The 22588-nt window shown below is 67.9% G+C and carries 24 protein-coding genes and 1 pseudogene; 4 read left to right on the forward strand and 21 right to left on the reverse strand.

Going from position 1 to position 22588, the window contains the following annotated elements; all coding sequences use genetic code 11:
• Positions 1-34 precede the first annotated feature (34 nt).
• From AC1D2L_RS04025 to AC1D2L_RS04075, 11 genes and pseudogenes are all read right to left on the reverse strand, one after another.
• Positions 35-3955, reverse strand: coding sequence for a baseplate multidomain protein megatron (locus tag AC1D2L_RS04025; RefSeq protein WP_476844515.1), 3921 nt, complete (start codon positions 3953-3955; stop codon positions 35-37).
• The gene (locus tag AC1D2L_RS04030; protein WP_476844516.1) at positions 3955-4395 is read right to left on the reverse strand and encodes a C40 family peptidase; all 441 of its coding nucleotides are present in this window, start codon (positions 4393-4395) and stop codon (positions 3955-3957) included. Before AC1D2L_RS04030 ends, AC1D2L_RS04025 begins: the two co-directional genes overlap by 1 nt.
• On the reverse strand, positions 4392-5273 hold the full coding sequence (locus AC1D2L_RS04035; RefSeq protein WP_476844517.1) for a DUF2163 domain-containing protein: 882 nt from the start codon (positions 5271-5273) through the stop codon (positions 4392-4394). The genes AC1D2L_RS04030 and AC1D2L_RS04035 overlap by 4 nt, the downstream gene beginning before the upstream one ends.
• 9 nt (positions 5274-5282) lie before the next feature.
• Positions 5283-5923: pseudogene (locus AC1D2L_RS04040) on the reverse strand (phage distal tail protein, Rcc01695 family).
• Between the two features lie 16 nt (positions 5924-5939).
• Positions 5940-6533: a phage tail tape measure protein gene (locus AC1D2L_RS04045; protein WP_476844518.1), complete on the reverse strand. Its 594-nt coding sequence runs from the start codon at positions 6531-6533 to the stop codon at positions 5940-5942.
• Positions 6534-6763: 230 nt separating this feature from the next.
• The gene (locus tag AC1D2L_RS04050) at positions 6764-6970 is read right to left on the reverse strand and encodes a phage tail assembly chaperone (protein WP_476844670.1); all 207 of its coding nucleotides are present in this window, start codon (positions 6968-6970) and stop codon (positions 6764-6766) included.
• Positions 6967-7323 (reverse strand): gene transfer agent family protein, encoded by a 357-nt coding sequence (locus tag AC1D2L_RS04055; RefSeq protein WP_476844519.1) that lies wholly within the window; start codon positions 7321-7323, stop codon positions 6967-6969. The genes AC1D2L_RS04050 and AC1D2L_RS04055 overlap by 4 nt, the downstream gene beginning before the upstream one ends.
• A 10-nt stretch (positions 7324-7333) precedes the next feature.
• Positions 7334-7744: a phage major tail protein, TP901-1 family gene (locus AC1D2L_RS04060; RefSeq protein WP_476844520.1), complete on the reverse strand. Its 411-nt coding sequence runs from the start codon at positions 7742-7744 to the stop codon at positions 7334-7336.
• 23 nt (positions 7745-7767) lie between these two features.
• The gene (locus AC1D2L_RS04065) at positions 7768-8178 is read right to left on the reverse strand and encodes a DUF3168 domain-containing protein (RefSeq protein ID WP_476844521.1); all 411 of its coding nucleotides are present in this window, start codon (positions 8176-8178) and stop codon (positions 7768-7770) included.
• Complete coding sequence (locus AC1D2L_RS04070; RefSeq protein WP_476844522.1) at positions 8175-8510, reverse strand: phage head closure protein; 336 nt, start codon at positions 8508-8510, stop codon at positions 8175-8177. Before AC1D2L_RS04070 ends, AC1D2L_RS04065 begins: the two co-directional genes overlap by 4 nt.
• A 3-nt stretch (positions 8511-8513) precedes the next feature.
• On the reverse strand, positions 8514-9083 hold the full coding sequence (locus AC1D2L_RS04075; RefSeq protein ID WP_476844523.1) for a head-tail connector protein: 570 nt from the start codon (positions 9081-9083) through the stop codon (positions 8514-8516).
• Between the two features lie 72 nt (positions 9084-9155).
• Between AC1D2L_RS04075 and AC1D2L_RS04080 the strand changes: the two genes are divergently transcribed.
• Complete coding sequence (locus AC1D2L_RS04080) at positions 9156-9932, forward strand: S1 family peptidase (RefSeq protein ID WP_476844524.1); 777 nt, start codon at positions 9156-9158, stop codon at positions 9930-9932.
• A 64-nt stretch (positions 9933-9996) separates the two neighbouring features.
• On the forward strand, positions 9997-10833 hold the full coding sequence (locus tag AC1D2L_RS04085; protein WP_476844525.1) for a S1 family peptidase: 837 nt from the start codon (positions 9997-9999) through the stop codon (positions 10831-10833).
• A 54-nt stretch (positions 10834-10887) separates the two neighbouring features.
• Here the strand turns inward: AC1D2L_RS04085 and AC1D2L_RS04090 are convergent, their stop codons facing one another.
• The 10 genes from AC1D2L_RS04090 to AC1D2L_RS04135 all read right to left on the reverse strand — a co-directional run bounded on the left by AC1D2L_RS04090 (position 10888) and on the right by AC1D2L_RS04135 (position 19974).
• On the reverse strand, positions 10888-12132 hold the full coding sequence (locus AC1D2L_RS04090) for a phage major capsid protein (protein WP_476844526.1): 1245 nt from the start codon (positions 12130-12132) through the stop codon (positions 10888-10890).
• 24 nt (positions 12133-12156) lie between these two features.
• Positions 12157-12678, reverse strand: a complete 522-nt coding sequence (locus AC1D2L_RS04095) for an HK97 family phage prohead protease (RefSeq protein ID WP_476844527.1) — start codon at positions 12676-12678, stop codon at positions 12157-12159.
• Positions 12675-12863 carry a hypothetical protein gene (locus AC1D2L_RS04100; protein ID WP_476844528.1) on the reverse strand — a complete coding sequence of 63 codons (189 nt, stop codon included), beginning with the start codon at positions 12861-12863 and terminating at the stop codon, positions 12675-12677. Before AC1D2L_RS04100 ends, AC1D2L_RS04095 begins: the two co-directional genes overlap by 4 nt.
• On the reverse strand, positions 12847-13059 hold the full coding sequence (locus tag AC1D2L_RS04105; protein WP_476844529.1) for a hypothetical protein: 213 nt from the start codon (positions 13057-13059) through the stop codon (positions 12847-12849). The genes AC1D2L_RS04100 and AC1D2L_RS04105 overlap by 17 nt, the downstream gene beginning before the upstream one ends.
• A complete protein-coding gene (locus tag AC1D2L_RS04110; RefSeq protein WP_476844530.1) occupies positions 13056-14240 on the reverse strand; it encodes a phage portal protein in 1185 nt (394 codons plus the stop codon). The genes AC1D2L_RS04105 and AC1D2L_RS04110 overlap by 4 nt, the downstream gene beginning before the upstream one ends.
• A gap of 211 nt (positions 14241-14451) precedes the next feature.
• Positions 14452-15762, reverse strand: a complete 1311-nt coding sequence (locus AC1D2L_RS04115) for a DNA-packaging protein (RefSeq protein WP_476844531.1) — start codon at positions 15760-15762, stop codon at positions 14452-14454.
• Positions 15698-16093, reverse strand: coding sequence for a hypothetical protein (locus AC1D2L_RS04120; RefSeq protein WP_476844532.1), 396 nt, complete (start codon positions 16091-16093; stop codon positions 15698-15700). Before AC1D2L_RS04120 ends, AC1D2L_RS04115 begins: the two co-directional genes overlap by 65 nt.
• Before the next feature lie 159 nt (positions 16094-16252).
• Entirely contained in the window at positions 16253-16834 is a 582-nt protein-coding gene (locus tag AC1D2L_RS04125; protein WP_476844533.1) for an LOG family protein, read from the reverse strand.
• A complete protein-coding gene (locus AC1D2L_RS04130) occupies positions 16831-18213 on the reverse strand; it encodes a dipeptidase (protein WP_476844534.1) in 1383 nt (460 codons plus the stop codon). The genes AC1D2L_RS04125 and AC1D2L_RS04130 overlap by 4 nt, the downstream gene beginning before the upstream one ends.
• A 198-nt stretch (positions 18214-18411) precedes the next feature.
• On the reverse strand, positions 18412-19974 hold the full coding sequence (locus AC1D2L_RS04135) for a helicase HerA-like domain-containing protein (RefSeq protein ID WP_476844535.1): 1563 nt from the start codon (positions 19972-19974) through the stop codon (positions 18412-18414).
• A 151-nt stretch (positions 19975-20125) separates the two neighbouring features.
• On the opposite strand from AC1D2L_RS04135, the gene AC1D2L_RS04140 reads away from it, so the two are divergent.
• Both AC1D2L_RS04140 and AC1D2L_RS04145 read left to right on the forward strand, forming a co-directional pair.
• On the forward strand, positions 20126-20512 hold the full coding sequence (locus AC1D2L_RS04140) for a DUF2267 domain-containing protein (RefSeq protein WP_476844536.1): 387 nt from the start codon (positions 20126-20128) through the stop codon (positions 20510-20512).
• A 172-nt stretch (positions 20513-20684) separates the two neighbouring features.
• Entirely contained in the window at positions 20685-22574 is a 1890-nt protein-coding gene (locus AC1D2L_RS04145) for a methylmalonyl-CoA mutase subunit beta (protein ID WP_476844537.1), read from the forward strand.
• The last annotated feature ends 14 nt before the right edge of the window (positions 22575-22588 follow it).

The raw sequence follows: 22588 nt of genomic DNA on the forward strand, positions 1-22588 counted from the left end.
GGCCATGAATACCAGACGAGCATGATCAGCGTAGTCAGGTGACCGGCACCCGTCCACGCCATTCATGGCCTAGACCGACCGTTGCGCTGAGCTGTGCGATCACAAGAGCGAGTTCCGACTGTGCCGAGCCGAAATCGGCCGTCTCGTGCCCTTCAGGATAAACCCAGTCCGGTCCGGTGCTAACCAGCTGCCGGATCGGCGTGTCACCATCGAGGATCGTCACAGCGTAGCGCTCGGTCTCCTCTCCAAGCGGCACTTCCAGCAGGTCCCAGGAATCACCGTCGATACGTGTCCGGCGGACCCAGTTGAGCGCGATCCCGCCCTCGCGGCGACGCGCCTTGGGGCGGACAGGCGAGAGTGGCAGCAGGGCCACCTGGCCAGCGCTGGCCTCCAGCTCGACCATGGTCGTATCACCTAGGTCACGCTGCGCAGGGCCGATGCGATAACGCCGCGCACGGCCGAGGTCAGCGAGTTCGCTGGTCAGCGAGACCGCCGCACCGTCCAGCACGACGACGCGCGATCCCGCAGGAAGCGAGCGGGAGGCCGCAGCCTCCGATCCCCCAAGCCCCCTGATCAGCCCCGACAGCCGGAACTGCCTGGTACCGATCAGTTTGACCTGCGCGGCGGTGATGATCTCGACCTCGCCGGCATCGTCCAGCAACGCCAGGGCGTTGGCGCCACCCAGCGCCGCATCAGCGGTCACGGATGACAGAGTGCCGCCGCGCAGTCTGACATCGAGCGTGTTGCGGCGATCGCTGCGCCAGATCGGTCCGGGCGGCAGGGCCTGGAGCGTTTCGCCGACGATGGATGGCGCTTCGATCAGGTGTAACGGCTCGAATTGCCCGGCCTCGTCGGCCCGCCAGATCATCAGCGCACCGGGCCAGGGCGACGCGAAGCCGGCGAGCATCAGCAGCGGTGGAGGCTGCGCCCGGACAATGGGCAAGGCCAGCGGGATGACATAGGGGCGGCCCGGCAATGCCGGCGCGGGACGCGGCGTGGGCCTGACGCCGCCACGAACACCCGATGTCACGTAGATCGCCGGCTCCACGGCCCGGCCGCTGGCGCGGCGGCTCGGTCCATCCGCAATGCGGGTCAGCCGATAAAGGCGGTCATGGCCGTCAACATCCAGCGCAATGACATCACCCGTCTCAAGGGCCAGGCATCGCGGCGACAGGTCGAGTTCAACAGTCTCTCTCCCTGCCCAAACCTCCTGCAGACGTTGGTCGGCGAGACGCTGCCCCTCGGCCATGCGTGTCACGATCGCGGTATCGACAGAAACCTCGCGGCGCGCCGCCCCGGCCAGTCGGCGCGAGCGGGTCGCGGCACTTCGGTAATCATTGTCGCTGTCGCTAAAGGCCAGGCGGAGCTCACGCGGCAGTTCGGTTTCCTGCGAGCGCAGAAGCTGGAAGGGTTGCGCGTCGCGGTCGAGCAGGAGGTCGTCCTGGTCGAGCCGGCGGGCGACCTTGCCGCCACGCCCCTTGAAGCCGAGACGCCCCCCGCTCATGGTCGCGTCAAACCCGAAGGCCTGTCCCAACGGCTCCAGCGCCTGCCTTGCCGACATTGGCCGATCCAGCACATAGCCGTCGACGAAGCCGTCGATGGCGAGTTCGTCAGCTGCCGACAAACCCAGATCGGTGAGGACCGCACTCACCAGCCAGTCGACCGGCGCACCCTCGATGCGCCCGTTCAGCCAATGGCCGCTCTCGAAATTGGTTCCGTCGGCCCAGACTGCGCCAACATCCGGGAAGGCCGGGAACGGGCGAGCGTCCCAGGCCCAGACGAAGATGCGCTCGGAATCGACCATGCGCAGGCCCGAGACCGGGTGGACCGGATTGCGGGAGACCTCGAAGCCCAACCGTGCCGGATCGAAGCCCGAGATGATCGCCTCCAGCCCGCGCGCCTGCACGAGATCGTCGCGGGCGCCGCTCGAAAAGTAGGGAAAGCCTCCCTCCGAGGAGCGCGCATCGGGAAACACATTTGGCGCGTTGGCGCCCTTGTCCACCGCGGGAATGCCGATCTCGGTCAGCCAGATCGGCTTTGCGCCGGGCACGAAGGCCGTCGCGGTCGTCTCGATGCCGCCAGCGCGCTCTATATGCGGATTGCTCCACCAGCCCCAGAGATCCTTGGGCCGGAACAGCCACGGCTTGCCATAGGCGCCATCGGTGATCTCAAGCCGATCCTGCGCGGCGCGGCCGGCGGGATCGGCATAGTACCAGTCATAGGCCTCGCCGCTTGTCAGACGGCTGCGGAGATAGGCGAGATCAGTGGGGCCACGCGCCGTCGCGGTATCGAGGTGGTCGCTGGAATCGCGCCAGTCGGAGAGCGGCGGATAGTAGTCGATCCCGATCGCATCGATCGCCTCGCAGGCCCAGAGCGGATCGAGCGGAAAACCCACGTCCTCGCCGGCAGCGCGGACGTCGGCACCATATTCGCTCCAGTCGGCGGCATAGGTCAGCGCGGCTTCAGGAAGCATTTCCGCGACATCGGCCGCGAGCGCGACCAGCCCCTCGACCATCGGGTAGCGCGTCTCGCCGCGCAGATGCGTCAGTCCGACCAGCTCGGAGCCGATGATGAAGGCCTCGACCCCGCCGGCAGCCTGCGCCAGCGCCGCGCAGTGCAGAACCAGGCGGCGATAGCTCCATTCATCGGGCTTGCCACAGGTCACGGCCTCGCCGGTGACCGAAAGGTCTGCGGGCGCTACCGTGCCCAGAAACGCTCCGACCTGCTCCGCAGCCTCCGCAGTCCCGTCGGCGGCATCGGGCAACCCGCGCGCCGGATCGGCGGTAATGCGACCGCGCCAGGGATAGACCGGCTGGTCGTCCTCACCGCTATGCGGATCGGGCAGGCTGTTCCCGGCGGGGATGTCCATCATGATGAAAGGGTAGAGCGTAACCTCGAGCCCGTATTCGTCGCGTAGGCGGCGGATCAGCTTGATCACGCTCGCATCGGAGGGCGTGCCGCCGAAGGCGGGGCGGCCATCGACCTGGCTCACTGTCCGGGCCGAGGCGCGGTCGAGCCCCGCCACTAACCATTGCGCGCCGATCGTCGGCTTGTGCGCGACCTCGACGCGCGGAGAGAGCGTGCAGTGGCCGGCACGCAGATCGTCCCCGAACCACGTCACCACCAGCGAGATCCGCCGCAAATTGGGACACAGCGACACCAGATGAAACAGAGCCGTGTCGACGTCGACATCGCCAAAAAGCTGGTTGCGGGTCAGGCTCTGCGTGATGCCGGGCTCAGGCTCGTGGCTGACGGGATCAGCCTCGTAGACGAACTCGCCGGCGCCGGGGATCAGCGTGACGGCCCGCACCATCTGGCGCAAACCGTCGACCGCGCGCACGACCTCGAAGGAGAATTGCGGCACGCGGTTACCGTATTCGGCCAGCCCGAAGCGCTCGAAGACGACATAGGCCAGGCCGCGATAAGCGGGCGCCTCGCCCGCTTCCTTGGCCGCGATCAGCGGATCGGCCTCCTGGTCCTCGCCGCCGAGATGGACGCGCATCTGAACAGTCGCGACATCGAGTTCACGTCCGTCGACCCAGATCCGGCGGATGAAGCTGATCGGCCCCTCGCAGAGCCCGATCGCGAGATTGGCGTAGTAGTTGTAGGTGGTCTCGTAGGTCTTCTGCGCCTTGCCGCCCTTGCCGCCGCTCTTGGTGCGGGTGACATTGACCGCGACCTCCTCTTCGAACCGCGTCGCCCAGATCAACTGTCCACCCAGGCGTGCGCGCCCATAGACCCTGGGGATCGCGGCGCCTTCGGTCGAGGCCAGTCCGTTGATCTCGGTCAGGCGCGGCCCCTCGACAATCTTTGTGCCGCCGCCGGTGTTGAGGAGCGCGCCGTCGATCTGGCTGCCGGCGATACCGCCGAGCGCCTGACCGATCATGCCGCCCACGGGGCCGCCCAGCGCCGTGCCGAGCGCCGCGCCCGCGACCTGGAGAAGAAGCGTCGCCATCAGCCGATAACCTCCGGAAACGAGAACACGTGGCTGAGATGCCGGCGCCACCAGGGCGTTAAGGCGACCTCTCTGACCGCCGCACCGTCATGGGCGTGGATGATCGTTTTCGGCGTGCCGAGAATGGCGCAATGCTTGGCCGGCAGATGCGCCCGCCACCTGAACAGAAGGACATCGCCCGGCTGCTCGGCGCCCAGTGCCACCGGGCGCAGATGGCGCAGCCCGGCGGCGGCGAGCGCCTCCTCGCGCAGGCTCTCCGCCCAGGCCGGCGAATAGGGCGGCGCAGCCTCCGGCTCGGGCCCGTAGAGCTCGCGCCAGATGCCCCGCACCAGACCGAGACAGTCACAGCCGACGCCTCGCAGCGAGGCCTGATGATGATAGGGCGTGCCGAGCCAATCCCGGGCAGCGGTCACGATGTCGGCACGCGTCGCGCCGCTCATCGAAACAGGCTCCCGCCATCGAGCTGGCCGTCGCCCGGCCTGACGCCACCGACGATGAAATCGTTGCCGGGGATGTGGGGAAAGCCGCGGAAGTTGACGCCATTGGCGAATTTCGCGCGGCAGGTGGCGAAACTCTTGTTGCAGCCGGGCGTGAGCGTGAAGGCGTCGCCGGGCTCGATCGGCTGCGGCGCGGCCTGCCAGAGCTGGAACGCGACCTCGCTGTCGCGGGCGGCGTGACGCTTGATCTCGGTCGCGAAGCCGACATTGCCACCACTGGTGAAGACGATGCGGCCGCCGGTGAAATGCCCGTCCGGGTAGCTGCCCAGGCACGGCGCGGTCAGGCCGATGCGGCCGTCACTGCTTGCGACAACACCTTCGACCGGCACGGCGGTGACGCCGCAGCGGGCATCGCCGAGATCGGCCGAGCAGGCGCGCAGATAGAGCCGGCCGCGCTCCTCGTCGAAGGCCTTTGCCAGCCCCCTAACCTCGGCGGTGAAGGCGGCATCGCCGCGCTTGATCTCGCCGACGAAGCCGGTCTCCAGCAGCAGGCGCTGCTCGACATCGGCCCAGTTCACCAGCCAGACCGAAACGCGCGCATCGTCATAGAGCCCGCGCGCCAGATCCGCCTCGTTGAGGCCGGTCGCGGCAAAGGCTCCGGCGACCTCACCACCGCCAATCGCAAACCCGAGTTCGCTGGCGGATTCGGCAGCTTCAAGCCCCGTCACCGCGGCGAAATTGATCTCGTCGAAGGCGAGCGGGCGATCATGGTCCGTGAAGCCGAGCACCTCGCCGTCACGCCGGGTCAGGCTCCAGCAGCGGCACAGGGTCGTCGCCTCCTGCTGCAGATGCGCAGCCAGGCCTTCAGGAATCTCGCGCATGGGAATGCCTCAGGTCATGATCTCGATGATCGGAATCTTTGGGATCTCGCCGGCCTCGAAGGCCGAGAAATCGACCTCGATGGCGTCGATGTCGAAGCGCACCGGCACGTCGAAGAGGAAGCCGGCGGTGATGCTCGCGCCGTCGGCGGGCTCATGGCCGATCGCGAAGGTGAGCGTGCCGGTGGCGGCATCGCAGCTGACCGCGAGCGGTTGCTCCTGAACCACGCCATCGACGGCGACGAGCACCTCATCGGCCCAGGGTTTTGTGATCGGGCGCCTGTAGTCGGCGAGCCGGTGCCATAGGTCTTGCTGAGCTGGAAGCTGCGTCTCACGCCATCGCCGGTGCCGATGGTCTGGTCGGTCGCCGCCGGCGCCTGCGAGGGCACACAGCTCTTCCAGTCCAAGCGATCGCGCCAGCGGAAGCCGTAAAGCCGGCCGCGCCGCTCCTCGAAAAAGGCGACCGTTTCCGCCAGCGCATCAAGCGTGCGGATGCCGAAGCCCGCATCGTAGCGCCGTCGCGAATGCGCCCAGCGGCTGTTGCGGACCTCGCGGCCCGAAGCCAGCGTGACGATCTGCGTCAGGCGCTCGGGACCACCGCGTGCGCCGCGCGCGATGTCAAAGGGAAACCGGACATCGTGAAAATCTGTCATCGCGTGGCTCCTCTCGTCACAGCGCGCGGCTGCCGCGCGCCACGGCCCGCGCGATCGCGGCGGAGACCTGCGCCTCGGAGCGGCGGAAACTGTCGGCATCGGGCGTCGAGACCTGGACGACGACGCTGAGCGGCCTGCTGCTCGCCCCACCGCTGCGGATGCCGAGCCTGCCATCGGGTCCGCGCGCGAGCGGCATGATCGCCTCCGCGCCCCTCTCGCCCATCAGGCCAAGTCCCCGCCCGAGCGGAAAATAGGATGGCGAGGCAACGACACCGCCATCGGCGAAGGGCGCAACCGGCACGCTCGCCCCGCCACCCAGTCCGAGGCCGCCACTGAACAGTCCGCTCAGCCCCTTGACGCTGCTGGAGAGCAGACCGGAGAGGCCCGTCTGCAGCGGATTGAGCGCAGTCTTGAGAAGGCTCGAGGTCATCGCCTTGCCGACATTGCGCAGCACATCCTCAAAGCGCTTGCCCTCGACGATGCCTCTTGAGAACGCGTTTGTGATCGATCTTCCAAAGCTTTCCGACGTCTTGCTGAGATCTTGAGTCAGGGAGTTCAAGGCGCGCATGTCGGAGAGCCGCGCCGAGGAAATCAGGTCGTCATCTTCCATGTGGTTACAGCCTTTGGCTTGGGTGGTGGAGAGAGCCCTCATCCTGAGGCGAGGCGCAGCGTCGTCTCGAAGGATGGCAATGGCTGGGAGTGATCAGGCGGGTCGTCATTGCGAGCGAAGCGAAGCAATCCAGACGGTCGAGGGCGCCAGCCTGGATTGCTTCGTCGCTTGCGCTCCTCGCAATGACGGATGCCGCACGTCCTACGATGCGGACTGGTTGGGCTGCGCCTTCAGCTGTCGGGATGCGCCGCCATCAGCTGCGCAAGCGCGTCACGTCCGGGAGCAATGGCGCCTGGCTTCCGGTGAGCCTGAAGGGCCGCCGCGACCTCGCGCGGCGTGGCGCTCCAGAACACGTCTGGCGGCCAGCCAAGGCGGCCGAGCCCAAAGCTCATCACCTCGCGCCAGGGGAACGGTGGTGGTGCCGCCGGCGGCGTCAGGCTTCCGGCGGCTGCGGAGGGCGCGGCGGTTCCGCCCCTCCATTGCCTTCGCCGAAGGTGGCGTCGAGCAGGCGGATCGCTGCCGCAATCGCGCCATTGAGGCCGCCATCGAAGGCCAGCCCGGCGACATGCTCGACGCTGACGCTGCTGCCGGCTCCGCGCAAGCCTGCCGTCAGGATGCGGGTGACGTCGCGCGCCGAGAGCCTGCCTTGCGCGAAACGCTCGCCGAGCGCCGGCAGGCTGTCGACCTGAAAGGCGTCCTCGAGCTCGGCCAGCGCACCAAGCGTCAAGCGCATCGGCAATGTCTCGCCATCGACCAGAAGAGGCGTCTCGCCCCGGTAGCGATTGACCATACCAGCCCCCTTACAGCGCGGTAAAACTGAGCGCGCCGGCCGATTCCAGCGAGAGATCGAAGGTGACCTCGGCCGCGTGGTCACCGCGATATTCGAGGCTCGACAGCTGGAACGGCCCGGCGATGGTGCCGAAATCGGGTACGATGACCTGCCAGTTGCGGATTGCGCCGTCGAAGAAGATCTGGCGCACCAGCGCGTCCGAGCTGGCGTCCTTGAAGATGCCGGCGCCGCTGATGCTGGCGCGCCGGACACCGGCCCCCGCGAGCAATTCGCGCCAGCGGCCGGCCGACTCCGCGTGGGTCACGTCGACCGCCTCCGCATTGAACGCGATCTGGCGGGCGCGAAGCCCTGCGACGGTAACGAAAGCACCCTCGGCGTCAGCCGCCTTGAGCAGCAGGTCCTTGCCCTTCTGTGCCGACATCGGCGTCTCCCCTTGGCTTGAAATCAGATGGCTTCGGTGACCGCGCGCAGGCGGATGGTGACGAAGGCCAGGCCATTGCGGGCGTCACGCGCCAGACGGCTCGCGCGCCAGCGGAGATTGATCAGGCGGTGGCCGTCGAGCTCGAGCTCTGCGTCGTGGAGCGCGTCCGTGATGATGGCTGCAGCTTCGAGCGCCTGGCGCGCCGAACTGCTCTGCCCGGCCCAGACCACAAGGCCGAGATCCTGCTCGCAGCCCGTATCGCTGCCGGTCGACCAGTCCTGCGCCTCGACATCGCCGTGCACGACATAGACACCGCTGGCGGCGCGCGGGGCTTCGTCGAAGATCCGGTCAGCGCCGATCGCGGCGGTCAGCCCGGCATGGGTTGCGAGATGCGTCTGGATCGCAGCGCGCAGGGCAAGCGTTGCGTCGCTCATGGCGTGATCTCCTCGACCAGGCAGGTCATCCGTCGACGGCCGCCATCGGGATCGGCGACCGCCCTGATGTCGAAGACGCGGGTTCCGTCGAGCAGGCGCTGGCCGGCGTCGACGCCATCCCGCCGGCGCATCGTGATGCGATGCGTCGCGTACTGCTCCGCGCGGCCCATCCGCCAGCGCTCGCCGCCGGAAAGCCATTCGATCTGCGCCCAGACGGCGGCAGTCGTTTCGAATGCCTGGGTGGCGCCGCCGAGCCCGTCGGGCGTCGCGACGGGCGCCTCGAGGACGAGGCGACGGCGCAGCGCGCCGATGCCGTGGTCACGATCCGCCATCGCTCAAAGCCTCGTCCGGCGAAACGGCGCGACCAGCGCCATGATCTCGGACGGCAATGCCGTCCCGTCCCGGCCGGCGACATCGCCGCGCTGCTCGAACCAGCGCGCCGCAAGCTGCAGGACCGCATGGCGCAGCAAGGCCGGCACGTCGATCGCCTCGGGACCGTAGCCCGCGACGACATCGATCTCGATGGCGCCTCGTCTCCGGCCGACCTCGGGCACCGGGCCGGCCAACCGGATCACCGGCGGATCGGCCGCGCCGTCGAGTTGCAGCGCGGCCTCGGGCACGCTCTGCGCGGCGCCCTCGGCGTCATAGACGCGGGCCGCCTCGATGCTGCGCGCCGGCGAAAGCGGCAGGCGGATCTCGCCTCCCCTCGGCCAGGCATCGAGCACGATGCGCCAGGTCTGCTCGATCAGCATCCGGCCCGAGGCGGCCTCGACCATAAGGCGTGCAGCCGTGATCAGGGTCGAGAGAAGTTCATCCTCGTCGGTCTGGTCGAGCCGCAGAAAGACCCTGGCCTCGTCGAGCGAGACCGGTTCCAGCGCCGGCGGCGTCAAGGCAAGTGGCGTCATGGTCGCTCCGAATGCGGGTTCAAATGCGGGAGCCGACGCGCTATCGAGCCCTGTACTAAGAAGGAGCATGCGATGGGCATCGGACGATGGATCGTGACGGCCGGGCTTGCGCTCGGCGCGATGGCGGCGTCCTGGCCGGCGCAGGCCGTGCTCGGCGGGCGCGACGGCGGACCGGCGCAATCCTCGACCCTGATGGTGCTGAATGCGCGAGGCGGGGTCTGCACCGGCATCGTGCTCTCGCCACGCGCGATCCTCTCCGCGGCGCATTGCGTCGCCGGCGGTGTCGATCTGCGAGTGCACTGGAAGGACGGCAGCGGCGAACCGGTACTGATCACGCCGGCGAGCGTCGCCGTGCATCCCGAGTTCAACGGCGGCGCCATCGCCAACCGGCGCCGCTCGATCGACATGGTCCTGCTGCGGCTGTCCTCGCCGCTGCCGGCGCGCTTCGTGCCCGCTGACCTCGTGGATGGCGGCCTGCCGCGCGCGGGGGCAGCGATCACGCTCGCCGGCTACGGCGTCCTGCGCGAAGGCGAGGCCCGGACGACGGGCACCTATCGCTCGGCAGCGCTAGTTGCAGTCGAGCCCTACGGACCCGGCCGTCTGCTGATCTGGGCCGCCGATCCCGCCGGCGGAGGCAAAAATCCCGGCATCGGCGCTTGCCAGGGCGATTCCGGCGGGCCGATCACTATTGGCGATGGCGTGGTCGCGGTCGCGAGCTGGTCGACCGGTCCGAAGGGCCGGAATTGCGGCCTCCTGAGCCAGGGCGTCCTGGTCGGGCCGCAGCGCGGCTGGATCGACCGGACCCTGTCGAACTGGGGCGAAAGCGCTACCTGGACGATGGGTCGCTGACGTAGGGACTGGACTGGCGGGCGCCAGGCCATAGACTGACAGTGACGTTCAACCGGTTCCCGATATGACATTGCGCACGCTCGTTCTGACTGCCGCCCTCTGGGCCGCCGCTTCGCCTGCCCTCGCGGTGGTGGGCGGAACGAACTCGCGCGACGTCAGCGGCGTGCGCGCCTCGACGCTGCGGGTCGAGACGAGCCGCGGCGAGCTTTGCTCCGGCGCGGCCATCGGCCCCGAACTCGTCCTGACCGCCGCCCATTGCATCATGGGGGGCGGCGCGGTCAGCATCGTCAGTCTCGACGCGCGCTTTCGGCCTCGCCGCCACGCCGTGATCGCGGTTCTGCCGCATCCGAGCTTCGTGCCCGGCACGACGCCGCGCACACAGCCTGGCGCTGACCTGGCCGTACTTCGTCTGGCCGGACCTCTGCCTCGAGACATAGAGCCGGTTACACTTGGCGGGGGCCTCTGGCAGGGCGAAACGGTCACGATGGCCGGCTTCGGACTGGGCGTCGAGACCAACAAGAACACCGCCCGGCGCTTACGTGAGACGCAACTCGTCAATGCCGGCAGCTATACTACCGCCAACACCGTCAAGGTCGCGGTCGACACCGAGAACAAGGGCGAGAGCCCGGGCGCGGGCGCCTGCCGCGGCGATTCCGGCGGGCCGGTCCTGCGCGGCCTGTCGCACTCCCGCGATCTCGTGGGTATCGTCAGCTGGTCGAGCGGTCCGTTGAACTCGCGGGTCCGCAAGATCTGCGGCGGCTTCACTGCCATCACTCCCGTCGGCGACCACCGCTCCTGGATCACCGAGGCGAGCGCCCGCCTGATGGCGATGGGCGCGGATGGCCGCATTGGCGAAGCTGCGCCCCCCCGCGCCGGCTACAGCTGGTGGTTCTCCCGCTGAGCCGGGACAAACGCCCCGGGTCGTGACCCCGGAGCGCCCTGTCCGCTCCCTGCATCAGGCCGAGAACTTCAGCCCCTTGATGGCGGCAAAATCCTGGACGCCGCCACCGACGCGCTTGGTCGTGTAGAACAGCACATAGGGCTTGGCGGAGTAGGGATCGCGCAGGATGCGGACGCCTGCCCGGTCGACTACCAGGTAACCGCGTCGGAAGTCGCCGAATGCGAGCGGGACCGCGCCGCTGGCGATATTGGGCATGGTCTCGGCCTCGACCAGCGGAAAGCCCATCAGCGTCGCCGATGCGCCAACCGAGGCCGGCGGCTGCCAGAGATAGTGCCCGGCCGAGTCCTTGAACTTGCGTAGCACAGCCTGCGTCTTGCGGTTCATCACGAAGGAGCCGTTCTGGCGGTAGCCGGCCTTCAGCGCATAGATCAGGTCGACCAGGATGTCGGACGGGCTGGATGTCGGAAATCCGCCGGCGACGCCGGTGTTGAGCACGCCGATCTTGCCCCAGGTCCAGCTGCCATCCGCGACCGTGTCATAGGCCAGGAAGCCCTTGGGCTTGTCGGAACCGTCGCCATTGACGAAGGCAGCGCCCTCCTGCTCGGCGAAGGCGCTCTCGACCTCCTCGGCGATCCACTGGTCGATATCGACGATGGCGTCGTCGAGCAGCGTCTGCGTCGCGGCCGGCATGGCATAGAGCTCCATCGTCGGGAACGAGAGCTCGGCCAGCGTCGCGGTGTCGGTCTGGGTCCGCGATGCGGCTTCGCCCACCCAGCCGGCGGCCGGGCCCGTTGTCGAGAACGCCTTCTTGTAGGTGCCAGACGAAATGGTGCGGACGGTCGCGATAGCGCGGATCGGCGAGACATTGGCGAGGCGGCGCAGGATCTCGCTCTCGACGGTCGAGGGCGCGAGATAGCCGCCATCAGGGCCCGATCCGGCCGAGAGAGCCTTGCCCTCGAGTCGCTTCAGGCTGCCGGCTTCGCCATTGCGGATGTAGGTGGCGAAGGCGGCCTTGTGCTCGGCGACATGGGGATCGCGCTCACCGTCCTGGGCGAGCGCCGGTCGGCTGCGGTCCAGCGTCAGGCGGTCGAGCCGACGCTGGGCCTCGTCGAGCGCGGCATCCATGCGCGCCATCTTCTCCTGCGTCAGCGGATCGGCTCCGCGGCGCGTCTCGATCTCGGCCAGGCGCTCGTCATTGCTGACGCGGTAGCTCTCCAGCGTGTAGCGGAGATCGTCGAAGGCGAGCGCGAGATCGGCGCCCGCAGCCTTGGTCTCGGGAGCATGGTTAAAGGTGGTCATGGTCTCTCCTCGGAGTGAAGCGAATCAGGCGTGAATGGAGGCGCAGGGGCTGGGCAACGCCTTGACGGCGCTGACGCGGGCCTGCGGCAGCATCGGAAACGTGACGAGCGAGATCTCCCAGAGATCGACGCGCTCGAGCCGACGCAAACCGGTGCGCGGCTCGGTGCGGGCCTTCTCGGAGCGGAAGCCGATCGACAGCCCGTCGACGGCGCCCTCGCGCATCAGCGCGTGGATTTCGCGGGCGCGGGCGACGGCGAGCAGCAACTGGCCGCGCACGAAAAGGCCGCGACCGTCCTCGATCAGGCTGAGCCAGCGGCCGATGGGCTCGGCGGGATCATGCTGCCAGAGCAGTTTGACACCCGTCGGCCCGCGACGGACGAGGCTTTCGCGAAAGGCGCCAGGCTCGACGACGTCCCGGCCGAGATCGGCGATGCGGAACAGGCTGGCATAGCCTTCGAACATGCCGTCCGGCCGGACGCGAGTCGGTGGCTGCGCCAGGAATTTCGACTCGCGCGCCAGCGGGCCTGTCGTATGCAGCGCCCTCATCGGCCGGCCTCCTTGCTTGCCTGGTCCTGGCCTTTCTGCAGCTTGCCGCCTTCGAGCCGCGCGAGAGTGCCGACGAAGCGGCCGAACGCCTCGGTGCTGGCGCTGCGGCCGGGCTTGCGATCGGGAGCCCTGCCCGCGCCGGACGCTGTCGACGGCGAAGGCTTCTTGTCACTGGACCGGGTCATGGCTCTCTCCCTCGTGCCGGGCATTGAAGCGGTTGAGCTCGCGCACGAACTCGTCGAAGCGCCGGTTGGCCGCCGTGAGTTCGCGCAGCATGAAATAGGCGAAGGCCGAGGCGGAGCCCGCCCAAAGCAGCAGGCCGAGATGGCCGACATCGCCACGACCGATGAAGGCGGTGAGGAGTTGTTCGAACGCGTTCATGAGCCATCCTCCTGTGCTGGCAGGCGGCGGCCGTAGCCGACCGCCTCGCGCTTCTCGTCCTCGCTGAGGAAGGTCGCAGCGCCGAGCCGGCGCCAGAGCGATTCCCGCTCGTCTGCCAGCGCCTCGATGGCATCGAGATCGGGTTCCAGTGCGAGATCGTCCCCGAAGGCGGGACCGAGCCATTGCGCCAGCGATTGCGCGGTGCGCCTGACCAGCGGCACGGCGGTCTGCCGCCAGAAGGCGCGGTTGGCCTCGGCGAAATTGGCGTGGGTGTTGTCACCGGGCAGGCCGAGCAGCAGCGGCGGCACTCCGAACGCCAGCGCGATCTCGCGTGCCGCAACGCCCTTCGCCGCGACGAAATCGAGCTCGGCCGGGGTCAGGGAGAGTGGTTTCCAATCGAGCCCGCCTTCGAGCAGGAGCGGCCGGCCGGCATTGCGCGCGCCCTGAAAGCTCTCCTCCAGTTCGGCCTTGAGCCGGTCGAACTGCGTATCCGTAAGGCCGGCGCCATCGGGCCCGTCATAGACCAGCGCGCCGGAGGGCCGGGCGGCATTGTCGAGAAGTGCCTTGTGCCAGTTGCTGGCGGCGTTGTGGATGTCGAGCGAACAGGCGGCAGCCTCGATCGGCGACAGGCCGTAGTGATCGTCCACCGGGTGAAACAGCGTCAGATGAAGGATCGGCGCGAGCGCGCCCTCCCCCTGGCGGAAGCGCACCGTCTCATTGCCGACGGTGTAGTCATAGGCCTCGGTCCAGCCGTCGCGCCCCGGCACCAGGCGCATCCGGTCGGGCCGCAGCGCAAACAGCTCGCGCGGCTCCCGTCCGACGGAGGCCGCCTCCACATAGGCGTTCCCGGCGACGAGCAGATGGCCGTAGAGCATTTCGCGGAAGGCGATGCCGCCCTGCCGGGGATTGGGCCGGTCGATCAGCGCCAGGACCGGATGATCGGGCGTCTCTCGACTCCCGACCTTGGCGATCAGCGGCATCTGCGCCGCCGCCTCGGCGATCAGCCTGACGCAGCGATGCACGACCGGGTTACGCTCGTAGCCCTCGCGGGCGAGCGCAGCGTAGTCGCGCGGCGTCCAGACCGGCCGCCCCGCTTCATGGAGTGCGACGAGCGGCCCGACGCGCGAGCGCTTTTGATCCGGCGCGGCGATGCCGCGCAGGCTGCGAAGAAAATTGAGCATGGATGTCTCGCTATTGAGGCGTGAAATGCACGTCATGCGCGGGCTTGACCCGGGCATCTCTTGCCGAATGACGGCAGTTAGTCCGGCTTCCGACCCGGTTGAAACGCGACCGTCATTGCGAGGAGCAAAGCGACGAAGCAATCCAGGGGCCGTAGAGCACTGCCGCCTCTGGATTGCTTCGCTGACGCTCGCAATGACGGTCCAGGCGAAGCTAAATCCCCCTCACCCGGGGACGGGCTTTGGACGTCAGCATCAAATGGGTGAGCGCCCAGACCAGCGCGTCGAGGCGGTCGGGTGAGCGGCCCGAGCTGAGCCCGCCGGGGCCGAAGTCGCAGAGCTCGTCCTCGAGCGCCGGGAAGGCGCCGACATGGCGCACCCTACCCTGGGCATAGAGCGCCGCAACCGGCTCGGCCCGCAGGTATTTTCCGCGCGTCGCCCTCACCGCCGTGACCGGCACGGCCGGATCGACCTCGCGGATCACGCTTGTGGCCATCTCTCCACCCTGGTTGACCTCGACTACGAGCGCGTCGGCCTCATGGCGCTGGTAGAGCGCGACCGCCCGCGTCGCCCAGTCATGGGGCCGGGCGCCCGACAAGGTCGCATCCTCCAGCACATGGCCGATGCCCTCGCTGTCGATCCCGGCCACGACCAATCCGCAGGAATCCGCGCGTTGCGAGGACGAGGCCGGCGGGTCGATGGCGACGACGATCCGCGCCATCGCGGGATGCGTCGTCTGGCGGCAAGCCTCGATCATTGCCCGCGTCCAGAGCGCATCGGCGCTTTCCTCGACGATCTCGCCGTCGAGTTCCTGTCGGCCGAGCCGCGTGCCCCCATAGGCTTCCTGCACCGTGCGCAGAAAGTCGGGCGCGAGGTTGAAGCGGTTGGCGCGCGTCGCGGCGCGGCTCACCGCCACATGGGGGTCGGCCAGCAGGCGCTTGATCAGCGCCACCGGGCGCGGCGTCGTCGTCGCCACCTGCCGGGGGTTCTCGCCGAGGCGCAGGCCGAATTGCAGCATGTCCCAGCACTCCTGAAGATTGGGCCACTTGGCCAGTTCATCGGACCAGGCGGCGCCGAATTGCGGGCCGCGCAGGCCTTCTGGATCCTCAGCCGAAAAGGCCTGCGCGATGGCGCCATTGGGCCATTTCAGCCGCCGCAGCGAAGGCGACCAGGTCGGGCGCTCCCAGCGCGTATGGATCGAGAGCAGGCCGGAGACGCCCTCGACCATGACGTCGCGGACCTGGCCCTGCGTCTCGCCCACCAGCGCGATCCGGCCGGTTGGGCTATCGGCGAAGGGCGGCTGGCCCAGCGCCATGCCCTTGACCCATTCGGCCCCGGTGCGCGTCTTGCCAGCGCCGCGCCCGCCGAGCACGAGCCAGACGGGTTTGGGTGGCGGTCCCGACGGCTTTTGGTCTGGACGAGCCCAGATCATCCATTCGACGAGGATGACCTCGTATTCGTCAGGCGTCGCGATCTCGAGCAGCTTCCTCAACAGAGGCACCCGCCTCTGCGGCGGCAAGCGCATCAAGACGGCGTGCAAGCTCTCTGCGGAGCTCGGCGACATGTCGCAAACCGGCGGCTGACGAGAGATCATCGGTCGATTGTCCCTCCGGTGTTGCAGTCGCCGCTTCCAACGCAACCAATTCCCGTACCGTGCGGGCGAGTGTCGCCAGCGCCTTGGCGTCGCTTTCGCTGGCGGCGGTTCCAGCGGGCAATTCATCGAGATGGGCCTCATGCGCCACGAGCTGGCGCTTGGCGGCGCGCCAGAGCTTGTCGACCACAGCCTTGCGGCCGACAGGCAGCCGCCTGCGCTTCGCGGCCGGTGTTGCCGGCGCGTCTTCGTCGTCTTCGGCCATGGTGAGATCCCCGCAGACCGGACACGCAAAAGCCGCCGGCTGGAGAGCGCGGCGGCTTGGCTTCTGGTCACACTTCGTGAGCGTTCCTGATCTCTACCCGATCAGCGTCACGATGTCAAGGACTAAATTCCTACAATCCTGAGATGAGACCGCACGCGCTCAGGTCTCTTCCTTCTCGACCCATTTGATCGTCTGGGCCGGGACGTATTGCTCCATCCGGTCGAGCAGGGTCGCGGGCTGTGTGTCGGTCATGGCCATGGCGCGGTGGGTCTGCTTGAGGAAGCCGGCCTCCACTGTGCCATCGAGGAAAGCCGCCAGCGGATCATAGAATCCGGCGACATTCAGCAGGCCCAGTGGCTTGGAATGGATGCCGAGCTGGCCCCAGGTCCAGATCTCGAACAACTCCTCGAAGGTGCCGATCCCGCCCGGCATCGCGATGAAGCCGTCCGACAACTCCGCCATCCGCGCCTTGCGGGTGTGCATGGTGTCGACGACCTCGAGCCGGGTCAGATGGTGGTGGCCCACCTCCTTCTGGCGCAGCGCCTGCGGGATGACGCCATGGACCTCGCCACCGGCCGCGAGCGCGGCATCGGCGACGATCCCCATCAGCCCGACCGCACCGCCGCCATAGACCAGCACGAGCCCGCGCCGGGCGATCTCGGCACCCATGGCGCGTGCCCCCGTCGCATAGACCGGATCATTGCCTGGATTGGAGCCGCAGAAGACGCAAACCGATTTCATGAGACGATAGCCTGCAGGATTCGGGCCCAGGAGCGCTGGCCCTTATGGAAGGACGAGAGGTCGTATTTCTCGTTGGGCGAATGGACCCGATCGTCCTCCAGGCCGAAGCCGACGAAAAGGGTGTCCAGCCCCAGCGTGCGCTTGAAGTCGCCGCCGACGGGGATCGAACCGCCCGAGCCGATGGTCACGACCTTGCGGCCCCATTCCTCGGTCAGCGCATCGCTCGCCTTGCGCAGCAGCGGCGAATCGACGGGAATCGCCAGCGCCGGCGAGCCGGAATGGCTGATGAACTCGGCCGTGACGTCGTCGGGGATGTTCGCACGCACGAAATCCTGGAAGGCAGCCGCGATCCTGGCCGGGTCCTGCTTGCCGACGAGACGGAACGAAACCTTTGCGGAGGCCTTTGAGGCGATGACGGTCTTGCTGCCCTCGCCGGTATAGCCACCCCAGATGCCGTTGACGTCGCAGGTCGGGCGAGACTGGATCTGCTCGATCAGCATGCGGCCCTTTTCGCCGATCGAGTGCTTGAGGCCGATCGGCTCGAGGAAATCCTCTTCCGTAAGGGCAAGATCTGCCCAGTCGGCCTTCTGCGCGTTGGTGGGCTCCTCGACGCCCTCGTAGAACCCCGGCAGCGTGATGCGGCCGGTCTCGTCATGCAGCGCTGCGACGACTTTTGAGAGCACATGGATCGGATTGGCAGCCGCGCCGCCATAGAGCCCCGAATGCAGGTCGCGGTCGGCGCAGGTCAGCGTGACTTCCTGGTAGACCATGCCACGCAGCGAAGAGGTGATCGCCGGCGTCTCGCGGTCCCACATGCCAGTATCGCAAACCATTGCGACGTCCGCCTTGAGCTCGGCGGCATTGTCGCGGATGAAGCCCGGCAGATTCGGCGAGCCTGACTCCTCCTCGCCCTCGACCAGGATGGTCAGACTGACGGGCAGGTCGCCCGTCTCGGCGAGCGTCGCGCGCAGGGCCTCGACGAAGGTCATGACCTGGCCCTTGTCGTCACAGGCGCCACGCGCCAGGATCGCCTTGCGACCGGGTTCGATCTCCTTGACCACAGGCTTGAACGGGTCGCTCTCCCACAGATTCAGCGGATCGACCGGCTGCACATCGTAGTGACCGTAGAAGAGCACGTGCGGCGCACCCTCCTTGCGCCGGTGAGCGAGCACGATCGGCTGGCCGGCGGTCTCGCGCAGCGAAGCCTCGAAGCCCAGCGATTCGAGATCGGCGCGGAGCCATTCAGCAGCACGGCGGGTATCGGCGTTGAACGCCGGATCGGTGCCAATCGACGGAATTTCCAGCCATGACGACAGGCGCGTCAGCGAAGTCTCGAGATCGGTGTCGAGGCGGGACAGAATAGCAGGCAGCTTTGACATGGCGCTCATCCGGCTGTGGTGGAGGATATCGGCGCCCGTGTGCCGGGAGCCGTTTCGGTTGACGCCATCATGGCGGGATCGGCCTGTGGCGTCAGCACCGTCGTTTGCATGGCGAATGCGCGTCGCACCCGCGCGCAGCTGATCGCCGCCTTTCGGTCGCTCGGCTGGAGCGGCTCGGGGCGGTGCCGAGCGCGAGCGTCAGCGCTTGCCGCCCATCATCGACCCCAGCACGCCGCGCAGGATCGCGCTGCCGACCTGGCGGCCGATCGATGTCGCCGCCGAGCGCGCTGCCGAGGTGATGATCTTCTCCGTCATGCTCTGCGGCAGGGCGCCGCCGCGGCTGCCCGGTCCGGTCTTGGGGCGGGGAGCGGGCTGCGTCGCCGTGCCGATCCAGCCGCCGATCGTGTCGAGGATGCCGCCACCGCCAGAGGTCGAGGCTTCGACCGCGCCACCATTGGCGTCGATGTTCTTGCGCTGAATCAGAATCTCATAGGCCGACTCGCGGTCGATCATCGTGTCGTATTTGCCCTTGAAGCCCGACTCGACCATCGACTGCTGGCGCTGCTGGACGCTGCAGGGGCCGACCTGTGCCATCGGCGGCGCGATCAGGGTGCGTTCGACCATGGTCGGCGTGCCCTTGCCTTCGAGCGTCGAGGTCAGCGCCTCGCCGACCGCGAGCTGGGTGATCGCGTCCTCGGTCTTGAATTTCGGGTTCTGGCGGAAGGTCTCGGCGGCGGCACGCACGGCCTTCTGGTCGCGCGGGGTGAAGGCGCGCAGCGCATGCTGGACGCGGTTGCCGAGCTGGGCCAGCACGGTGTCAGGAATATCCAGTGGGTTCTGGGTGACGAAATAGACGCCGACACCCTTCGAGCGGATCAGCCGCACGACCTGCTCGACCGCGGTCAGTAGCGCCTTGGGCGCGCCGTTGAACAGCAGGTGCGCCTCGTCGAAGAAGAACACCAGCTTGGGCTTTTCGAGATCGCCGACTTCGGGCAGCTGCTCGAACAGCTCCGACAACAGCCAGAGCAGGAAGGTGGCGTAGAGCCTCGGATTGGCCATCAGCTTGTCGGAGGCCATGATGTTGACGATACCGCGGCCGTAGCGGTCGGTCTTCATGAGATCGTTGATGTCGAGCGCAGGCTCGCCGAAGAACATGTCGCCCTTCTGGTTCTCTAGCACGAGCAAGGCGCGCTGGATCGTGCCGACCGACTGGGCGGTGACATTGCCGTATTTGGTGGTGAGCTCGGAGGCGTTCTCGGCGATGTGCGCCAGGATCGCGCGCAGATCCTTGAGGTCGAGCAGCAGGAGCTTCTGCTCGTCGGCGATGCGGAAGGCGATGTTGAGCACGCCTTCCTGGGTGTCGTTGAGATCGAGCAGGCGGGCGAGCAGGAGGGGCCCCATCTCGGAGATGGTGGCGCGAACCGGATGGCCCTGTTCGCCAAAAACGTCCCAGAACACGGTGGTGAACTGGTCGGGCTCGTACTTCACGCCGATCTCCTCGGCGCGGTTTACGAAAGGGGTCTTGGAATCGCCGGGCGCCGCGATCCCCGAGAGATCGCCCTTGATATCGGCAGCGAAGACCGGCACGCCGTTGCGGGCAAAACCCTCGGCCATGACCTGCAGGGTCACGGTCTTGCCGGTCCCTGTCGCGCCGGTCACCAGGCCGTGGCGGTTGGCAAGCTTGAGCAGCAGATTCTCGGCTTTCCAGCTCTTGCCGATCAGGATCGCGCCTGGATCGACCGTGATCTCCGCTTTCGCCATGATATCCGCCTGTCAGGTTGTCGAATAAGTCGAGCATCGGGTGTAGCGAAACGAGCCAGCCGGCGGAAGCCCGAAGCCGGTTGGAATCGGATCGTAAACATGTAAACTATCGCCAGCTTCTCTCAGCTGAGATAAACTCAAGGACATGAACATGGATGAACTGATCTCCCGCATCGTGGCGGCCTCCGGGCTCAACGAAGAGCTCGCCCGCAAGGCGATCGGCATCATCCTCGCGTTCCTGCAGAAGGAAGGCCCGGCAGCCGAGATCGGCCAGTTGATGGCAGCGCTTCCGGGCGCGCAGGACCTCGCCAACGCCGAGGGCGGCGCCAAGGGCGGCCTGATGGGCATGGTCGGCGGCCTGATGGGCGGCGGTGGCGGCGTGATGGCGCTGGGCGGCCAGTTGATGGGCGCAGGCCTCTCGATGGGCCAGATCCAGACCGTTTCGAAGGAAATGTTCGCGGTTGGTCGCGAGCAGGCCGGCGAAGACACGATGGGCGCCATCGTCGGCGCGATCCCGGGCCTCGGCCAGTTCGTCTGAGCGGTCCTTGCAGGCAAGCAGCCTGAAGCAACGCCGCCCCTCGGGCGGCGTTGTCGTTTCGGGGCGGATTTGCGCATCCGCTTTTTCCGACAAGAAGGGTGGCGGTGCGCGTTGCCGCATGGCAATCAGCAGCCCACGACTGCACAATGGCAGGAGAGGAGCACCGGCGCGCATGGACTCGGCCCCGACACCCGATCTGGCTTATCTCGATGCATTCCCGACGCCTTCGCATGACGCGTGGCGCGCGGCGGTCGACAAGGTCCTGAAGGGCGGAGACTTCGAGAAGCGTCTGGTCGGCCGCAGTGCCGACGGCATCCGCATCGAACCACTCTACCCCGCGGCGGAGCCAACCGGCCGGCCAGTGCGTGCCGAAGCGGGCCGCTGGCATGTCACGGCACGGCTCGATCATCCCGTCCCTGAGGAGGCGAGGAAGCTTGCGCTCGCCGATCTCGAAGGCGGCGCGGATTCTCTTTCGCTGAGCTTCGCGGGAGCCCAGGCGGCACGCGGATACGGCCTCGTCGCCGAGGATAGCGCGGCCCTCGATGCCGCCCTCAACGGCGTGATGCTCGACCTGATCCGCCTGCGGATCGATCCGGTAGCGCACGGCGTCGCAAAGGCGCGTCTGATGGCGGATCTCGTCGAGAGTAGGAGCCATGCTCCCCAGACGACCTCGATCGACTTCGGGCTCGATCCCATCGGCGTGCTCGCCAGCCAGGGTTCGCTGCCAGCGTCCTGGCAGGAGACCGGCCGCGAGCTCGCTGAGGCGATCCGCGAGCTGAGCGGGCGCGGCTTCAAGGGGCCCTTCATCACCGTGGACGTCCGCCCCTTTCACGAGGCGGGAGCCAGCGAGGCGCAGGAACTCGGCGCGGCCCTGGCGACGGCGATCGCTTATCTGCGCGCGCTGGAAGCCAATGGGATGGCGCTGGACACGGCGCGCGACGCGATATCCTTTGTGCTCGTCGCCGATACCGATGAATTCCTGACCATCTCCAAGTTCCGGGCGGCGCGCCTGCTCTGGGAGCGCGTCCAGGGCGCCTGCGGCCTCGCGCCGAAGCCGATGCTGCTCCACGCCGAGACCGCCTGGCGCTCGCTGACGAAGCGCGACCCTTGGGTCAACCTGCTTCGCGGCACCATCGCGACCTTCTCGGCCGGAGTCGGCGGCGCGGATTCGCTCACAGTCCTGCCCTTCACCGCCGCGCTTGGCCTGCCCGACGCCTTTGCCCGGCGGGTCGCCCGCAACACGCAGCTTGTGCTGCTCGAGGAGGCGAGCCTCTGGCGCGTCGCCGATCCCGCAGCCGGCGCCGGCAGTTTCGAAGCCCTGACGCAGGCGCTTTGTGAACAGGCCTGGACGAAGCTTCAGGGGCTGGAGCGCGAGGCAGCCGACGGACTACCGGGTATCGTGTCCGCGTTGCTCAACGGCCATGTTCAGTCGGGCCTCGCCAAGCAACGCGAGAGCCGCGCCAAGGCCATAGCCAGCCGCCGCGAGCCGATTACGGGCACCAGCGAGTTCCCCAATCTCAAGGAAGCGGCAGTGACCGTGCTCGCGGTCGGGCCGGTCGAGGCTGCAGACCGGACTGTCGCGAGCGCGATCAGCACGGAACCTCTGCCCAGCCATCGGCTGGCCGAGCCCTACGAGACCTTGCGCGACAAGGCGGAGGCATTTGCCGATCGGCCTGCGGTCTTCCTCGCAACGCTGGGCCCGATCGCCGATTTCGCAGCACGCGCCGGTTTCGCGCGAAACCTATTCGAGGCGGGCGGGCTCGCTGCCCCCAGCGGCGAGGGCTTCGCGGGCGACGGCGTGACCGACCTCGCCGCACTGGTGGCAGCCTTCGAGGTATCGGGCGCGCGCCTGGCCTGCCTGTGCGGATCCGACGCCGGCTATGCCGCCGAGGGTAGCGCCGCCACGGAAGCACTCACTGCGGCGGGAGCCACCGTCTGGCTCGCCGGACGCCCGGGCGACAGCGAAGCCGCCCTGAACAAAGCGGGCGTGACCTCGTTCATTTTTGCAGGCTGCGACGTGCTCAATGCGCTGGAGCGCGCGCACGCCATTGCGACCGCCTGAACGGAGATTTGACG

It is taken from the genome of Allobosea sp. P1_B10, from assembly GCF_056406735.1.

What these genes read in the sequence shown, in the direction of transcription:
- AC1D2L_RS04145 (WP_476844537.1), top strand. Translation starts at nt 20,685, where the DNA reads ATGGACTCGGCCCCGACACCCGATCTGGCTTATCTCGATGCATTCCCG.
- AC1D2L_RS04130 (WP_476844534.1), bottom strand. Translation starts at nt 18,213, where the DNA reads ATGTCAAAGCTGCCTGCTATTCTGTCCCGCCTCGACACCGATCTCGAG.
- AC1D2L_RS04045 (WP_476844518.1), bottom strand. Translation starts at nt 6,533, where the DNA reads ATGGAAGATGACGACCTGATTTCCTCGGCGCGGCTCTCCGACATGCGC.
- AC1D2L_RS04030 (WP_476844516.1), bottom strand. Translation starts at nt 4,395, where the DNA reads ATGAGCGGCGCGACGCGTGCCGACATCGTGACCGCTGCCCGGGATTGG.
- AC1D2L_RS04065 (WP_476844521.1), bottom strand. Translation starts at nt 8,178, where the DNA reads ATGAGCGACGCAACGCTTGCCCTGCGCGCTGCGATCCAGACGCATCTC.
- AC1D2L_RS04110 (WP_476844530.1), bottom strand. Translation starts at nt 14,240, where the DNA reads ATGCTCAATTTTCTTCGCAGCCTGCGCGGCATCGCCGCGCCGGATCAA.
- AC1D2L_RS04055 (WP_476844519.1), bottom strand. Translation starts at nt 7,323, where the DNA reads ATGGTCAATCGCTACCGGGGCGAGACGCCTCTTCTGGTCGATGGCGAG.
- AC1D2L_RS04105 (WP_476844529.1), bottom strand. Translation starts at nt 13,059, where the DNA reads ATGAACGCGTTCGAACAACTCCTCACCGCCTTCATCGGTCGTGGCGAT.
- AC1D2L_RS04095 (WP_476844527.1), bottom strand. Translation starts at nt 12,678, where the DNA reads ATGAGGGCGCTGCATACGACAGGCCCGCTGGCGCGCGAGTCGAAATTC.
- AC1D2L_RS04085 (WP_476844525.1), top strand. Translation starts at nt 9,997, where the DNA reads ATGACATTGCGCACGCTCGTTCTGACTGCCGCCCTCTGGGCCGCCGCT.
- AC1D2L_RS04090 (WP_476844526.1), bottom strand. Translation starts at nt 12,132, where the DNA reads ATGACCACCTTTAACCATGCTCCCGAGACCAAGGCTGCGGGCGCCGAT.
- AC1D2L_RS04100 (WP_476844528.1), bottom strand. Translation starts at nt 12,863, where the DNA reads ATGACCCGGTCCAGTGACAAGAAGCCTTCGCCGTCGACAGCGTCCGGC.
- AC1D2L_RS04035 (WP_476844517.1), bottom strand. Translation starts at nt 5,273, where the DNA reads ATGCGCGAGATTCCTGAAGGCCTGGCTGCGCATCTGCAGCAGGAGGCG.
- AC1D2L_RS04135 (WP_476844535.1), bottom strand. Translation starts at nt 19,974, where the DNA reads ATGGCGAAAGCGGAGATCACGGTCGATCCAGGCGCGATCCTGATCGGC.
- AC1D2L_RS04115 (WP_476844531.1), bottom strand. Translation starts at nt 15,762, where the DNA reads ATGCGCTTGCCGCCGCAGAGGCGGGTGCCTCTGTTGAGGAAGCTGCTC.
- AC1D2L_RS04060 (WP_476844520.1), bottom strand. Translation starts at nt 7,744, where the DNA reads ATGTCGGCACAGAAGGGCAAGGACCTGCTGCTCAAGGCGGCTGACGCC.
- AC1D2L_RS04025 (WP_476844515.1), bottom strand. Translation starts at nt 3,955, where the DNA reads ATGGCGACGCTTCTTCTCCAGGTCGCGGGCGCGGCGCTCGGCACGGCG.
- AC1D2L_RS04070 (WP_476844522.1), bottom strand. Translation starts at nt 8,510, where the DNA reads ATGGCGGATCGTGACCACGGCATCGGCGCGCTGCGCCGTCGCCTCGTC.
- AC1D2L_RS04125 (WP_476844533.1), bottom strand. Translation starts at nt 16,834, where the DNA reads ATGAAATCGGTTTGCGTCTTCTGCGGCTCCAATCCAGGCAATGATCCG.
- AC1D2L_RS04140 (WP_476844536.1), top strand. Translation starts at nt 20,126, where the DNA reads ATGGATGAACTGATCTCCCGCATCGTGGCGGCCTCCGGGCTCAACGAA.
- AC1D2L_RS04075 (WP_476844523.1), bottom strand. Translation starts at nt 9,083, where the DNA reads ATGACGCCACTTGCCTTGACGCCGCCGGCGCTGGAACCGGTCTCGCTC.
- AC1D2L_RS04080 (WP_476844524.1), top strand. Translation starts at nt 9,156, where the DNA reads ATGGGCATCGGACGATGGATCGTGACGGCCGGGCTTGCGCTCGGCGCG.
- AC1D2L_RS04120 (WP_476844532.1), bottom strand. Translation starts at nt 16,093, where the DNA reads ATGGCCGAAGACGACGAAGACGCGCCGGCAACACCGGCCGCGAAGCGC.